12 protein-coding genes (1 of these 12 running past the window's edge) are annotated in these 14,824 nt (G+C 62.0%); all 12 read right to left on the bottom strand.

Annotated features, from left to right (window positions below):
• Window position 1: 1 nt before the first annotated feature.
• Complete coding sequence (locus J2J99_RS17810; RefSeq protein ID WP_168296200.1) at window positions 2-1,027, bottom strand: ABC transporter ATP-binding protein; 1,026 nt, start codon at window positions 1,025-1,027, stop codon at window positions 2-4.
• On the bottom strand, window positions 1,020-1,799 hold the full coding sequence (locus tag J2J99_RS17805; protein ID WP_168296201.1) for an ABC transporter permease: 780 nt from the start codon (window positions 1,797-1,799) through the stop codon (window positions 1,020-1,022). Before J2J99_RS17805 ends, J2J99_RS17810 begins: the two co-directional genes overlap by 8 nt.
• Window positions 1,796-2,623, bottom strand: coding sequence for an ABC transporter permease (locus J2J99_RS17800; RefSeq protein WP_168296202.1), 828 nt, complete (start codon window positions 2,621-2,623; stop codon window positions 1,796-1,798). Before J2J99_RS17800 ends, J2J99_RS17805 begins: the two co-directional genes overlap by 4 nt.
• A 67-nt stretch (window positions 2,624-2,690) precedes the next feature.
• Window positions 2,691-3,713 (bottom strand): ABC transporter substrate-binding protein, encoded by a 1,023-nt coding sequence (locus J2J99_RS17795; protein WP_168296203.1) that lies wholly within the window; start codon window positions 3,711-3,713, stop codon window positions 2,691-2,693.
• Between the two features lies 1 nt (window position 3,714).
• Complete coding sequence (locus J2J99_RS17790) at window positions 3,715-4,758, bottom strand: LacI family DNA-binding transcriptional regulator (RefSeq protein WP_168296204.1); 1,044 nt, start codon at window positions 4,756-4,758, stop codon at window positions 3,715-3,717.
• A gap of 176 nt (window positions 4,759-4,934) precedes the next feature.
• Complete coding sequence (locus J2J99_RS17785) at window positions 4,935-6,371, bottom strand: efflux transporter outer membrane subunit (RefSeq protein WP_168296205.1); 1,437 nt, start codon at window positions 6,369-6,371, stop codon at window positions 4,935-4,937.
• A gap of 149 nt (window positions 6,372-6,520) precedes the next feature.
• Window positions 6,521-9,631, bottom strand: a complete 3,111-nt coding sequence (locus tag J2J99_RS17780; RefSeq protein WP_168296206.1) for an efflux RND transporter permease subunit — start codon at window positions 9,629-9,631, stop codon at window positions 6,521-6,523.
• A gap of 47 nt (window positions 9,632-9,678) precedes the next feature.
• Entirely contained in the window at window positions 9,679-10,890 is a 1,212-nt protein-coding gene (locus tag J2J99_RS17775; RefSeq protein WP_168296207.1) for an efflux RND transporter periplasmic adaptor subunit, read from the bottom strand.
• A 157-nt stretch (window positions 10,891-11,047) separates the two neighbouring features.
• Window positions 11,048-11,650: a TetR family transcriptional regulator gene (locus J2J99_RS17770; protein WP_168296208.1), complete on the bottom strand. Its 603-nt coding sequence runs from the start codon at window positions 11,648-11,650 to the stop codon at window positions 11,048-11,050.
• Window positions 11,651-11,758: 108 nt separating this feature from the next.
• On the bottom strand, window positions 11,759-12,703 hold the full coding sequence (locus J2J99_RS17765; protein ID WP_168296209.1) for a phosphoribosylaminoimidazolesuccinocarboxamide synthase: 945 nt from the start codon (window positions 12,701-12,703) through the stop codon (window positions 11,759-11,761).
• Window positions 12,704-12,788: 85 nt separating this feature from the next.
• Window positions 12,789-14,531, bottom strand: coding sequence for an SLC13 family permease (locus J2J99_RS17760; RefSeq protein ID WP_168296210.1), 1,743 nt, complete (start codon window positions 14,529-14,531; stop codon window positions 12,789-12,791).
• A gap of 99 nt (window positions 14,532-14,630) precedes the next feature.
• Window positions 14,631-14,824 carry the end of a phosphoribosyltransferase gene (locus J2J99_RS17755; protein ID WP_168296220.1) on the bottom strand. Its footprint extends 490 nt past the window's final position, so only the last 194 of its 684 coding nucleotides appear in the window; its start codon lies off the right edge, out of view; its stop codon occupies window positions 14,631-14,633.

Here is a 14,824-nt window from a genome sequence, read left to right as displayed (position 1 = left end):
ATCACCCGAAGCGTTTGAGGTTGGCGGCGCCGGCAACCGGCAGATCGAAGGTGAGCGTGCTGCCGATTTCGTGCGGCGGCAGACCCGCATCGATCTCGGCCTTGATGGCCCCAAGCGGCGTATCAAGGAGATATTCGCGGCTATTGCCGGCAAAAGACGTGCCGCGTACGGTTCCCTGGAACGGACCGGAGCCGACGGTTACGGCACGCGGACGCCAAGCCAGGCCCGCTGCTGTTTGCGGTGGCGGAGCGGGTAGCGTGACCGGGCCGTTCGGCGTCGCAAGCTTTCCCTCCTTCAGCGCAAAGACGTTCTCGAAGCCGACGAAATCGGCGACGAAGGCGGAGATGGGATTGTTGTAGATCTCTTCCGGCGTGCCGATCTGTTCGATGGCGCCGTTCAGCATGACGACGATGCGGTCGGCGAGCGCCAGCGCCTCCGTCTGGTCGTGGGTGACGAAGATCATGGTGACGCCCGTCTCTTTTTGCACGCGCTGCAATTCGGCGCGCATCTCCAGGCGAAGCCTGGCGTCGAGATTGGAGAGCGGCTCGTCGAGCAGCAGGACTTTCGGCTCCATCACCATCGAGCGGGCGAGCGCTACGCGCTGCTGCTGGCCGCCGGAGAGTTCGGCGGGCTTGCGGCCGGCGAAGGCGGCGAGGCCGACGGATTTCAGACCGCCCCCGACGCGGGTGTCGAGATTGGCGCCCGAAATGCCCTTGAGCCGCAGACCGAAGGCGACGTTCTCATAGACGGTGAGATGCGGAAAGAGCGCGTAGGATTGGAAGACGAGGCCGACGGCGCGTTTGTTGGCGGAGACCCGGGTGATATCGGCACCGTCGAGGCGGATGCGGCCGGAGGCCGGCGTCAGCAGGCCGGCGATGGCGCGCATCGTCGTCGTCTTGCCGCAGCCTGAGGGACCGAGAAGGGCGAGGAGTTCGCCTTTGCCGATCGTAAGGTCGAGGTCCTTCACCGCGACCGTATCGCCATAGGCGAGCGTCAGCTTATCGAGTTGAAGATAGGCATCAGACATAACGCGAGAATCCCAGGAAGCGCTCGGCGAGGAAGACGATGCCGATCGAGAGGAAGGCGAGAAGGGCGGAGAGCGCCGCGATCGAAGGGTCGTAAGTGGTTTCCATGTAACCCAGCATGTCGATCGGCAGCGTGCGCACACCGGGGCCGGAGAGGAAGAGCGACACGGGCACCTGGTTGAAGCTGGTGACGAAGCCGAGAATGAAGGCGGCCAGGATGCCGCCACGGATATTCGGCATGACGACGCGAAAGAAGGCGCCGAGCCTGGAGGAGCCGAGCAGGACGGCGGCCTCTTCGATGTCCGAGCGCAGATTGTCCAGGCTCGCCGAAACCACACGTACGGCATAGGGCAGGACCAGGGCGGTATGGGCGAAAAACAGCGCCAGCGCAATGTTGAAGCCGAAGGGCACGACGAGATAGCGCAGGAGCGCCAGGCCGACGATGATGCCTGGAACGATGATCGGCAGCGATACGATCGTGCGGACGGTCTCGGCCGCCGGCAACCGGTAGCGCGACAGGGCGTAAGCGGCTGGGATGCCGAGGACCAGGGCTGCGAGCGTTCCGAAGACGGCGAGGAACATGGACATGGCGAAGCTGTCGCGGAAACTTTCGATGGTGAAGACCTTCATCACCCAGCGCAGCGACAGGCCCTGCGGCGGGAAGGCCAGCGTATCGCCTGATGACAGCGAAGCGGCAATGATGATCAAGAACGGGCCGATCAGGAAGACCAGCAGAAGGAAAAGCACGATGGGCGAAAACAAGCGCAGGGTCATCGGCGGTTTCTCGCCGTCGCAATGCGTTTCAGCAGGATATTGGCGGCAAAGCTCATGACGATCAGGATGAAGGCGATGACGCTTGCCGAGATGAAATTATTGGCGATGGAAACCTGCTGGTACATTAGCGTTTCGAGCATCAGCACTTTGGAACCGCCGAGCACGGCGGGGGTGATATAGGCTGTCAATGACCCGGTAAAGACGAGCGTGCCGCCGATGACGAGCCCTTCCCGCGTGAGCGGCAGGACGACCTTCCAGAAGACCTGGAACCAGTTGGCGCCGAGCACGCGGGCGGCGGGAATCGCATCCCTTGGCATGTTTTCGAGCGCGCTGATCAGCGACAGGATCATCAGCGGCAGGAAGAGCTGCAGCAGGCCGATGAAGACGGCGGTTTCGGTAAACAGCAGCCGCAGCGGCTCGGCGCTGAGGCCGAGGCCCGTTATCGCCTGGTTGACGATGCCGGTGCGGCCGAGAATGACGATCCAGGCATAAGTGCGCGCCACCGGCGAGATCATCAGCGGCAGGGTGACGAGGCCGATGATGCGGCCCTTGCCGTTCGCCGGCAGGTTGACGATGGCGAAGGCGGCGGCATAACCGACGACGGCCGACACCGCCGTGACTTCGAGACCGAGCCGGAAGCTGCGCAGGAAAACGGTGCGGTTCAACGTCTGCGAGAAGAAATCGGCATAGGCCGACAGCGTCCAGCCGCCGCCGGCGCGGAAGCCCTCCGACAGCAGGATCGCGACGGGCAACAGAAAGACCAGGGTTGCAAAGACGGCTGCCGGCAAGGCAAGCGCCAGGGCTTCTGCGCGGTTCTGGAACATGAGGTGCCTTTCGAGCGGACATAGGATGGTCCCGGTAGAGGCGCCGGGACCGGTTCTAACGCGGGCCTTACTGGCCGACCTTTTCGTTCCATGTCTTCAGCCAGCCGGCGCGGTTGTCGAGGGCGACGGCCGACGGGATCAGCTTGAGGCTCTTGGCCGTATCCTCGCCATAGGTGAGATTGTTGGCGGCGGCTTCGGAAAGCTTGACCTCACGGTTGGCAGGGCTGTCGATCAGCTTTTCGGCGAGCTTGGTCTGGGTCTCGGTCGAGAGCCAGAAATCCATGAACTGCAAGGCGAGATCCCGGTTCTTCGAACCCCTGGTCACCACCAGCACGTTCATGCCGCCGGTCTGGCCCTCCTCCGGCGTCGCCCAGGCGACCGGCACATCGAGCTTGGTGAAGCCCGCCCAGGAGAACCGGCCGATCGGTGCTGCCCAGATCTCCTCCTGCTGCATCAGTTGCACGAGCTGTGAGGATTTTTCGTAGAAGGTGACGATGTCGTCCTTTTTCTTGCCTAGTGCCTCGATCGGCCCCTTCAGGTCGGGCGTGTCCTTACCGAGCGCCTGGCCCAGCATATAGAGGGCCGGCGGGCCCTGATTGGTGGTCACGTTCGGAAAGGCGACGTGGCCGACATATTCGGGCTTCAAGAGATCGGCCCAGGAATCGATCTTCATCTTGTCGGAGCGATAGGCGATCGAGGTGGCGTAGAAAGTATAACCGACGCTCATGCCATCGCCGTTCGGGTCCTTGGCGATGTCGTACAGCTTGGCGAAATTGGAAAGTTCTGCAGTATCGACCTTGTCAATCAGGCCAGCGCGGGCGGCGGCCAGGGCATCGGCCATCGAAATCGCGGCGAGATCGACGACAGGGCTGGCCTTGTTGGCCTCCATCTTGGCCAGACGCTCGACGCTGTTGCCGGTTTCGACCACCAGCTTGCAGCCGCATTGGGCTTCGAAGGGTTCGTAGACCAGCGCCTTGAAATCGTCCTGGGCAAAGGCGTAGACGGAAATGGTCAGCGTCCGTTCCGCCGCAGATGCGCCAAGCGGCGATAGTGCGGCGAACGCTGCCGCGGCAATGAGAGCGTTTTTCATCCTACTTGTTCTCCATCTCTGAGGTTTTTGGTGCCGGGTTCGCAGGCCCGGATGATTGACGGACGACCAGTTGCATGGCGACGCGATCGGTCTCCGCGGAAACCAGCATGCCTTCCCGCGTGCCGTTGGTTCTTATGCTATTCACCAACGCGGACACGGCAATCCCGGCGATCTTGTCCATGTCCATCCGGACCGTTGTCAATGATGGCGTGACGACCGATGACCAGATGAGGTCGTCGAAGCCGGTAACGCTGGCATCGGTGGGAATGTTGATGCCCGCCTGCTGCAGCTCCGTCAGCGCGCGTAGCGCCTGCAGGTCGGAGAGAGCTGCAAAAGCGGTGAAACCCCGCCCGGCTCTTTCGGCGAGGCCGAGCGAACAGCCGCTGCCGCCATTCAGCTCCAGCCTGTCGATCCAAAGCGTCTCGGCATGCATTCCCTGCTTGAGAGCGGAGCGGATGCCGCCGGCGCGATCGTTCTGGACATTGGATTCCTGGTTGTTGCCGATGATCAGAATCTTGCGATGGCCGAGGTCCGCGAGATGGCCGGCGATCTCGCGACCGCCCTGCCAGTGGTCGGCGGAAACAGTATTGCCGGGTGTCGAGGCAGTGTCGATGACGGCGACCGGACAGGCGGCGGCAGAAATGCGGGTGGCGCGGCGGGGGATGATAATCATGCCTTCGACACCGCGCTCGACCAGCCGGTTGATCGCCTCGGTCTGGGCAGCGACGTTGCCGCGGGAATCGGCGATCAGCACGCCGTAACCTGCGGCGGAGGCTGCGAATTCGATCGCTTGCGCGATCTTCGGGAAAAGCGGATTGGCGATATCGGGCAGCACCAGACCGAGAACACCGCTGCGGCCGGTCCTGAGCGCCCGGCCGGCCTGGCTCGGGACGTAACCAAGTTCGGCCGCATGCTCGCGAATCTTTTCGATCAGTTGGCCGGACACCCGGCCCTTGCCGGAAAGCGCATTCGAGACGGTGGCGACGGAAACGCCGAGCGAGCTCGCGATCCTGCTGAGGTTTGGTCCCGGGCGCGATGAGGCCATGATCGACGACGCTCTGATTAATCGTTTAATCAGGGATATATCAGCTTTTCTGGCTTGTCGAATCCAAATTGAACTTCAGGGCAGTTATTCCGGGGACAAATTTGTCTCGTATAAAAAACCCCGCGAGTTCATGAACTCGCGGGGTTTTGGCATTTATTAGAAACGCGATGAGCCGATCAGCTCTTGGCTTTCGCCGGCTCAGGCTTCACGGGCGCGGTGGTCTTGCCACCTGGGGCGTAGCCGCCGCCGACCGCGATGTTCAGCGAGACATAGTCCTTGGCCATTTGCTGGACGGACTGAGCAAGGCTTGCCTGGGCGAGCGAAACCTGGCGCTGCGCGTCGAGAACGTCGAGCAGCGAGGAGGCGCCGTCCTTATAGGATGCGGTCGAAAGTTCGAGCGTTTCCTGCGTGGTCTTTACTTGGGCCTGGAGGGCGGCGACCGTCTGAGCGTCGCGCCGGACCGCGGCGAGGGCGTTCTCGACCTGCTCGACGGCGGTCAGCACCGTCGATTTCCAGTTGAGGTAGGCGCTCGCGGCGTCGGACTGCGCCGACTTGACGTTGGCGCGCAGGCGGCCACCGTCGAAGATCGGCAGGTTGAGGGTCGGACCAAAGGACCAGGGGGTCAGGCCGCCATGGATGCCGCGCTGGTTGATGTAGGACGGCGAGATCGAGCCGCTGAGCGAGATGCTCGGATAGAGTTGGGCCTCGGCAACGCCGATATTGGCCGTTGCGGCGGCGAGGTCGCGCTCGGCGACACGAATGTCGGGACGGTTGCGGATCAGGTCTGCCGGGATGCCGGAGTTGATGCCGCCGCGGAATACCGGCTGGCCGCCGCCTCTCAGCAATTCGTTGACCAGCGCCGAGGCCGGCAGGCCGAGCAGCGTGGCGATGTGATGGGCCGATATGCGGATGTTGGTTTCGAGGCCGGGAATTTCGGCGAGCGTCGACTGTACCAGACCTTCGGCCTGGACGACGTCGAGCCGCGATGCGGCGCCGGCTTCAAGCTGGAACTTGGTGAGTTCGTAGGTTTCCTGCCGAGACTTCAGGTTGGCCTTCGAAAGCGCCAGGCGCTGCTGATAGTAGCGGACGTCGATATAGCTCGAGACGAGATCCTGCACGAGGGTCAGCTTGGCGACATCGGCAGATGCGTAGGCGGAGTCGAGCGAAGCGACCGCGCTTTCGGTACTGCGCTTGTAGAGGCCGAAGAGGTCGAGCAGCCAGCTCAGCTGGACATCGCCGGCACTGGTGTTGCGCGTGTCGAACTGCGTGCGCAGTTCGCCCCTCTGGCCGCTGACCGTCTGCGAGCCGCCGACCGTCAGATTCGGTAGCCCGCCGGCACCGGCAACGGTAACGTTTGCGGACGCTGCGTTGATGCGCTCGATGGCCTGCTGAACGGTCAGGTTCTGATCAAGGCCGGCCTGGACATAGCCGTTCAACTTGGGATCCCTGAACGCGGTCCACCATGCTGCGGTGGCAACATCGCCTAAACTCTTGGTCCCGCCTTCTCCGAATTTGGCGGGCAGCGGCATTTCAGGAGGAGCATGATCCGGGCCTACGACACAGCCCGACAATAACAACAATAATGCCGGTGTGGCAAAACGAAGAGATACCATTCAGTTCTTCCTGTACTCGAGCAAGTCAATTCTTGTCCGAAGCTTCATGCTTCACTATCGGCCGCCGCGCCTCGTTCTACCAAAAACACACACCGAAGCAGTCGGGCGCAATGTAGCAATCGGAACAGCAATATCACAGTGCATTTATATCACACCGCTGCCGCATTTTTGCCGCGTGTGGCAAAGATGCGTCGGATGACGACGAAAAAGGACGGCACGAAGAAAATTCCGAGCATCGTCGCCGCCAGCATGCCGCCCAGAACGCCGATGCCGATAGCGTTTTGCGCCGCCGAGCCCGCGCCTGTCGCGATCGCCAGCGGCACGACGCCGAGAATGAAGGCGAGCGAGGTCATGATGATCGGCCGCAGGCGCAGCCTGGCCGCTTCCAGCGTCGCCTCGTAGAGTCCCATGCCGCTTTCAATCCGATCCTTGGCGAATTCGACGATGAGGATCGCATTCTTCGCCGCAAGCCCGATCGTGGTGAGCAAGCCGACCTTGAAATAGACGTCGTTCGCCTGGCCGAAGAGCGTTGCCGCCGCCAGCGCGCCGAGAATGCCGACAGGCACGGCCATGATCACCGAGAAGGGGATCGACCAGCTTTCGTAGAGCGCTGCCAGGCAGAGGAAGACGACCAGAACGGAAATCGCGTAAAGCATCGGCGCTTGCGAGCCGGAAAGCCGTTCCTGGTACGAGATGCCCTGCCATGCGACCGTGTAGCCGCCGCCGAGCTGTTCGGTCAGCGCTTCCATCTCGTTCATCGCATCGCCGGACGACACGCCGGGGGCGGAGGCGCCGTCGAGTGGGATGGCGCTGACGGCGTTGAAACGGGCAAGCGAGGGTGCGCCCTTCACCCACTCGGTTTTGGTAAAGGCGGAGAAGGGAACCATTTCGCCTGAACTATTGCGGGCATACCAGTGGTTCAGATCGTCAGGCTGCATGCGGAACGGCCCGTCGCCCTGGACATAGACCGGCTTGATCTCACCGTTCAACGTGAAGTCGTTGACGTCGCGGCCGGTAAAGATGATCGACAGCATCGAATTGACCGAGGCGATGTCGACGCCCATGGCGCCGATCTTTTCCTGATCGAGCACGATGCGCATTTGCGGTTCGACTTCCTTGCTGCTGCTGCGCAGCGCCACGACCTTGCCTGACGAGTTGCCCATCTGGATCAGCCGCTTGGAGGCGGCCGTCAGGGCGTCATTGCCATGGCCGCCGGTATCGACGAGATACATGGAAAAGCCACTCGACACGCCGAGGCCCTGGATCGCCGGCGGCAGAAGCGCGAAGACCTGCGCCTCGCGCATCGCAAAGAAGCTGCGCAGCGCCCGGCTGACGATCGACTGCGCGCTGAGGTTGGGATCGGTACGCTCAGAGAAATCCTTGAGCTTGGTGAAGACGATGGCGCTGTTCTGGCCGGAGCCGTTGAAGCCGAAGCCGAGCGCGCCGAAAACGGATTCGACGGCGTCCTTTTCGTTCTCGCGGTAGTAGTTTTCGACCTTCTCGACGACGGCCTGGGTCTGCTGCGTGGTCGAACCCGGCGGCGTGGTGACGATGGTCAACAGCACGCCCTGGTCTTCCTGCGGCAGGAATGAACTCGGCAGGCGGGTGAAGAGATAGGCGCAGCCGGCGCCGATGAGAAGGAAGACCAGCATGACGCGGATCGGCCGCTTCAGAAGATAGCCGATGGTCCTGACATAGCCGTTGGTCGAGCGCGTGAAGTTGCGGTTGAACCAGTCGCCGGCGCGGTGTTTTCTGTGTTCGCTGACCGGCTTCAGCATGGTGGCGCACAGTGCCGGCGTCAGCACGATGGCGACGATCGCCGACAGCAGCATGGCCGAGACGATGGTGATCGAAAACTGGCGGTAGATGATACCAGTCGAACCGCCGAAGAAGGCCATCGGAATGAACACGGCGGTCAGCACGAGCGCGATGCCGACGATCGCGCCGGTGATCTCGCCCATCGATTTTTCCGTCGCCTCGAGCGGTGAAAGCTTCTCTTCGGACATGATGCGCTCGACATTTTCGACGACGACGATCGCGTCATCGACGAGAAGGCCGATCGCCAGAACCATGGCGAACATCGTTAGCGTGTTGATGGAATAACCGGTGGCCGCCAGCACCCCGAACGTGCCAAGCAGCACCACGGGGACGGCAATCGTCGGGATCAGCGTCGCCCGCAGGTTCTGCAGGAAGACGAGCAGCACCACAAAGACGAGCACGATCGCTTCGATCAGCGTATGCACAACCTTTTCGATCGACAGTTCCACGAAGGGTGTCGTGTCGTAGGGGTAGGTGATCTTCACCCCTTCCGGCAGGGTGCGGCCGATGACATCGAGGGCGGAGCGCACGCGGGCGGCGGTATCGATGGCATTGGCACCGATCGCGAGATTGACCGCGAAACCGCTCGAGGGCAGGCCGTTGTAGCGCGAACTGCCGCCGTAGCTTTCCTGACCGATCTCGATGCGCGAGACGTCGCCCAGGCGCACCGTCGCGCCGTCCTTTTCGACCTTCAGAATGATGTGCTCGAAATCGGAGACCGTGGTCAGCTGGCTTTGCGCGGTAATGGTGACGTTGAGCTGCTGGCCGGGGATCGTCGGCTGGGCGCCGAGCGAGCCGACCGAGACCTGAGTGTTCTGCGCCTGGATCGCCGCCGTGACGTCGCTCGGCGTCAGCTGATATTTCAACAGCTTATAGGGATCGAGCCAGATGCGCATGGCGTATCCCGAACCGAAGATGTTGATACTGCCGACGCCCTCGAGGCGCTGGATCTGATCCTCGATCGAGGTCGACATGATGTTGCCGAGATCGACCGAGCCCCGCTTGCCGTCGGTCGAAACGAGCGAGCCGACAAGCAGGATACTCGAGGTCGAACGCGTCACGCTGATGCCGGCGTCGATGACATCACTAGGAAGCTGTGATTGAACCAGCTGCAGCTTGTTCTGCACCTGCACCTGGGCGATATCGGGATTGATGCTGGTTCCGAAGGTGAGCTGGATGCTGGCTGATCCGGTCGAGGAGGTCGAGGTCATGTAGGTTAGGTCGTCGAGGCCGGTCATGCCGTCCTCGATGATCGTCGTCACCGATTTTTCAACAGTCTCGGCGCTGGCGCCGCGATAGGTGGCGTTGATGCGAACCGTCGTCGGGGCGATGTCCGGATATTGCGAAATCGACAGGGTCAAGATTGCCAGCAGACCGGCCAGCATGATGGTGATCGCAATGACCCAGGCGAAAATCGGACGTCGGATGAAAAACTTGGCCATCGGTTGTTCCTGTGCTGCTGAGACGGTGACGGGCGGGCTCGAAGCGATTATTTCGCTGCGGGCTTTTGCGCGTCACCGGCCGCGGGCTGCTCGGCAGGCACGACAACGCCGTTGTCGCTGATCGTCATCGGAACCGGCTTTACCGGCATGCCCGCCGCGATCGACTGCAGGCCGCTGACGATCAGCTGGTCGCCGTCCTTGATGCCTTCGGTCACCAGCCAGGAATTGTTGGAGGGCGAGCTGTTCTCGAATGCGCGGGTTTCGACCTTGCCGTCGGCGGAAACGAACTGTGCCGTCAGCCGCCCATTGGCGTCGCGGCTCGTTGCCAGCTGTGGCAGTGCATAACCGGCCTCGGAGCCGAGCTCGACGGTTGCGCGGACATACATGCCGGGTAGGACGACACGATCCGGATTGGGGAAGAGCACGCGGATGATGAAGGTCCCGGTCGTCTCGCTGACAACCTGCTTCGACATGTCGAGCTTGCCCTGCTGATTATATTCCTTGCCGTCTTCGAGGATCAGATGGAAGGCGACGTTCTCCGCGCCCTTGATATCGCCTGCTGCCATCGCATCGCGCAGCCGCAAGAGGTTGGTGCTCGATTCCGTCAGGGAGATATAGATCGGATCGAGCTGGCGGATCGTCGTCAGCGCCGTCGACTGGTTGGCCGAGACGACGTTGCCGACATTATAGGCGGTCTGGTCGATGACGCCGTCGAAGGGCGCCACGATCTTGGTATGGTCAAGATCGATCTGCGCGGCGGCAAGGGCTGCCTTTGCCGACTCGACCTCGGCCTTCGCCTGGAGAAGCGTCGTCCTGGCTGTCTCGTATTCGATCTGGGTCGCACCGCTGCCGACAAGACGCTGGTAGCGTTCGAGATTGCTTTCAGCGCTCGGCACGCTCGCCTCGGCCTTGGAGATTGCCGCCTTGGCCTGCTCAACGGCGGCAATATAGGGCGCATCCTCGATCTGATAGAGAAGGTCGCCCTTCTTGATTTCGCCGCCTTCCCTGAAGGCGATCTCGCGGATGATGCCGCTCACCTGCGGCCGGATATCGGCCGTCTGGAAGGCTTCGGCGCGGCCGGGAAGGATCGTGGTAACCGGAAAACTAGCCTTCTTCAGCGCGACCACGCCGACGGGCGCTGCCTGCTGCGCGGCACCTGCGCCGGTATTGCCGGCAGGCTTGCTGGCGTTGTCGCTGCAGGCGCCAAGCAAGGCGCCGGCCACCAGGGCCGAGGAGATGAGCAGGGCACGCCGTATCATTCTGAATTCCTTCATGCGGTGGCAATCGCCGTTCGATCCACGGGCTCGGCCGGGCCGGGCGCAGGCTTGTATCAGCGTCAGGATTGATCTGGCCTCAGATGCCATTATCCGAGTCTAAGAAAAACTTTACGAAGTGACGTAAGTCAGCAACCGTCACTTAGCAAGCGCTATTTTGCAGTGCGGCATCGACGAAGCCGACGATTTCCCCGGCCCGGTGCACCAGCGTCTCCTTGTCGTCGCGGACGATGAGGACAGGATGCAGCACGCAGGACAGCACATCGGCGACGGTATGTGCCGCGTGCTCGGGATCGCGGCAGTGGTAACGTCCTTCCGCCATGCCCTTGCGGATGATCTCACCGAGTTTTTCTTCGATGCGGGTCCGATAGCGATTGCCGGCTTCGAGTTTGGCTTCAATGGTCGAAAGCACCATTTCGAAAATATAGGGGCTCTTCTGGATGTCCTGCAGATGGCCCTCCAGCAGCCGCAGGACGAAGCGCAACAGCTGTTCTTTCGCGGGCATATCCTGGTCGAGAGGGAGGAAACGCTCGGTGGCATTGTCGAGATGGCGTCCGGCGATTGCGTCGACCAGTGCGACCTTGGAACGGAAATGCTTGAAGACATTGGCGGGCGACATGTTGAGCGCGCCGGCGATATCGGCGATCGATACGGCAACATAGCCGCGCTCGCGAAACAGCATCTCCGCCATGGACAGGATGTCCTGCCGCGTTTCCTCGGCCTTGCGCCTCGGCCTTCTCGCCATCTGTTCCCCGCCGGGCCGCGCCCGGTATCCCTTTTTGCTTATGCTAGCGCGATTGCACGAAAACTGCCAAGCCGGTGTTCGGCCCGGCGGCTTCGTGTGTCGTCTTTTTCAAGGGAAATAGCGGGAGAGGTTGTTTCGGACACGCGCAAGCGGCGTCTCGCCGCTGTCGTCGGGAACAAAGCGCTCGCCGGTGATTGTCTCGTAGGCCCTGATATAGACGGCCGAGGTCTGCTCGATCAGTTCGGTGGGAATTTCCGGGATCTCGTCCTTATAGGGGTCGCAACGCTCTGCCACCCAGGCGCGGACGAAATCCTTGTCGAAACTTTCCGGCCGCTTTCCGGCGGCAAAACTTGTCGGGTAGCTTTTGGCAAGCCAGTAACGGCTGCTGTCGGGCGTGTGGATCTCGTCGGCGAGGATAATGTTGCTGTCACCATCGGTGCCGAATTCATATTTGGTGTCGACGAGGATCAGGCCGCGTTTTGCCGCCATCTCCTGGCCGCGAGCGAAGAGAGCGAGTGCGTATCCTGATAACGTCTCCCACTGCTCCTTGGTCAGAAGGCCGCGGCCGACGATTTCGGCAGGCGTCAGCGGCTCGTCATGACCGCCGTCGAACTCCTTGCTGGTCGGCGTGATGACGGGTTCGGGCAGGATCTGATTATCTTGCATGCCGTCGGGCAGGCGGATGCCGTACATCTCGCGCTCACCCTTCTTATAGAGCGTCAGGATCGAAGTGCCGGTCGTGCCGGCGAGATAGCCGCGCACGACGATCTCGACCGGCAGGATGTCGAGCCGCTTTCCGATGACGACATTCGGATCGGGGTAGTCTAGAACGTGGTTCGGGCAGATATCCTTCGTCGCCTCGAACCAATAGCGCGCCGTCTGCGTCAGTACCTGGCCCTTATAGGGAATGCAGGTGAGAATTCGGTCGAACGCACTCAGCCGGTCGGTGCTGATGATGATGCGGCGTCCGTCCGGAAGATCGTAATTCTCGCGCACCTTGCCGCGATAATAATTCGGCAATTCGGGGAAATGGGCTTCGGAGAGGATTCGCACGGTGCTCGACTGTCCTTGTGTTTGGGTGAGGGCTTCTGCTCTAGTTTCATCGCGGGGGAAGTCAAGTCGGGAGCCAAGTATCGCATCACAGCCAGAACAGAGCCAGGAGAATCAGAGCCAAGCCGTAGCTTGAGACGGCGAGCGGCCAGCCGGCGCGCAGGAAATCGCTGAAACGATAGCCGCCGATGCCCATTGCAAGCGTATTGTTGTGATGGCCGAAGGGCGTCAGGAAATCGAGAGAGGCGCCGACGGCGACCGCGATCAGATAGGCATCGGGCGCATGTCGCCCGGTCTTTGCAAATTCGAACGCGATCGGCGTCAGAACGATTGCGACTGTCGCATTGTTAACGAAGGGCGTTAGCGCCATTGCGAGGAAGAGGATGAGGGCGATGCCGGAAAGCGGATGGCCGATCGGCACGACAAGGCTCAGCCAGGCGGCGATCGCTCCGGCGGCTCCGGTCATTGCCACCGCCTGGCCGATTGGGATCATCGCCGCGAGCATGATGATGATCGGCCAGTTGAGGTCAGCCATCGCCTGACGGATATTGAGATGATTGAGCAGGGCAAGGACGAGCACGACGCCGCCAAAAGCGACCTCGGGATGAAGGCCGGCCGCCGACGCGGCGACGCCGCAGGCAAACAGCGCGGAGGGCCGCCAGGAATGGAGGGCCGGTGCGGCAGCCACTGTTTGCGCAAGCGGCAGGCATTCGCTTTCCTCAAGCGCCTCGGCAATGGCCATGCGCGGCCCTTCGAGCGTCACTATATCGCCGATCGATAGTTGCAGGTCGAGGAAACGGCCCTCGATGCGCGGCGCGCGCATGGAAAGAGCGGTGATCGCGACGCCGCGGCTCTGGAACACTTCCAGCGAGCGGACGCGCGAACCGACCAGAGTGCTCTCCGGCATGACGACGGCTTCGACACGGGTAAAGTCCGGCTGCAGGCCATGCGGATGAGCATCGGCCACCAGCGCCTGCATGGCGGCAAGTCCGGCAAAGACCGCATCGGCCCCTTCGGCAAGCAGAATGTCGTCGGACGCGACTACCGTCTGTTCGAGCGGACCGAAGACGAAATTGTCGCCGCGGATCAGCGCGTGCGGCTTGATGCCGAAGCGCGTCGGACAATCGGAAAGCCGGACGCCGATCAGCGGTGAAACGTCGGGGATGCGGCGCTCGACGACGATCCGCCGCGTGCCGGGAGAGATCGCTGCCGGCGCTTCGTCGGATTCCGGAAACAGTTGCCGGATGCGAAAGGCGATCAACAGAATGCCCCCGATTGCGACCGGCAGACCGACATAGGCGAAATCGAAAAAGCGAAAGCCTGCTCCGGTTGCCTTGGCGAGCGTATCGCTGACGAGGAGGTTCGCCGGCGTGCCGATCAGTGAGACGAGGCCGCCGAGCAGCGCCGCAAAAGAGAGGGGCATGACGAGTTGCCGGCGAGGGATCGTCAGCGCCGTGCCGAGCCGCAGCGCCACCGGCAGGGTGATCGCAAAGGCGCCGATATTGTTCATGAAGATGGAAATGAAGCCGGCAAGCGAGGAAGCGCCTGCTATGACAGTGAAATCCGAAGGTCTTGCGGCCGCGAAACGGGCTGCAAGTCTGTCGAAGACCCTGGCGCGCGCCAGCACCTGGACGATCAGCAGAATCTCGATGACGGTGATGACGACGGGACTGGCAAAGCCGGAGAAGATCTGGTTGGCGGGATAGAGACCGAGCGCATAGCCGCTAAGCAGGCCGGCGATCGAGACCAGCTCGATGCGGATGCGATCGAACGAGAAGAAAATGAGCATCGCCAACAGAAGGATCAGCAGGGATGCTTGCTCGAACGTCATGCGCGGGTCCGTGTTTATCGATCAGGCAGACTGTAATCGTTCCTTCTGCGCTGTACAGAGGTGCCGGCCGGCAAAGATGCAACGATCTCATTCATCACGTCAGGAGGGCGTCTGCCACCAGCCTGCTGCATTTCGTTCCAGAATGGGTGTTGTAAAGACACCGACGGTGCGCGCAGTCCATTCCGGGCCGGCGGCGGCAAAGCTTTCGCGCCAGCGCTCCGACTGCAGCATCGCCGCGCCGATCACCAGGGGTTCGACACCGCAGCCCGTCAACAGATCAAGAGCCGCGACGA

Source organism: Rhizobium binae, from assembly GCF_017357225.1.
GTDB lineage: Bacteria > Pseudomonadota > Alphaproteobacteria > Rhizobiales > Rhizobiaceae > Rhizobium > Rhizobium binae.
This window is presented reverse-complemented; position numbering and strand designations above follow the sequence as displayed.

Excerpts from the sequence above, each read along its gene's own strand:
- J2J99_RS17795 (WP_168296203.1), bottom strand. The coding sequence starts at position 3,713 with ATGAAAAACGCTCTCATTGCCGCGGCAGCGTTCGCCGCACTATCGCCG.
- J2J99_RS17790 (WP_168296204.1), bottom strand. The coding sequence starts at position 4,758 with ATGGCCTCATCGCGCCCGGGACCAAACCTCAGCAGGATCGCGAGCTCG.
- J2J99_RS17800 (WP_168296202.1), bottom strand. The coding sequence starts at position 2,623 with ATGTTCCAGAACCGCGCAGAAGCCCTGGCGCTTGCCTTGCCGGCAGCC.
- J2J99_RS17780 (WP_168296206.1), bottom strand. The coding sequence starts at position 9,631 with ATGGCCAAGTTTTTCATCCGACGTCCGATTTTCGCCTGGGTCATTGCG.
- J2J99_RS17760 (WP_168296210.1), bottom strand. The coding sequence starts at position 14,531 with ATGACGTTCGAGCAAGCATCCCTGCTGATCCTTCTGTTGGCGATGCTC.
- J2J99_RS17770 (WP_168296208.1), bottom strand. The coding sequence starts at position 11,650 with ATGGCGAGAAGGCCGAGGCGCAAGGCCGAGGAAACGCGGCAGGACATC.
- J2J99_RS17810 (WP_168296200.1), bottom strand. The coding sequence starts at position 1,027 with ATGTCTGATGCCTATCTTCAACTCGATAAGCTGACGCTCGCCTATGGC.
- J2J99_RS17775 (WP_168296207.1), bottom strand. The coding sequence starts at position 10,890 with ATGATACGGCGTGCCCTGCTCATCTCCTCGGCCCTGGTGGCCGGCGCC.
- J2J99_RS17805 (WP_168296201.1), bottom strand. The coding sequence starts at position 1,799 with ATGACCCTGCGCTTGTTTTCGCCCATCGTGCTTTTCCTTCTGCTGGTC.
- J2J99_RS17785 (WP_168296205.1), bottom strand. The coding sequence starts at position 6,371 with ATGGTATCTCTTCGTTTTGCCACACCGGCATTATTGTTGTTATTGTCG.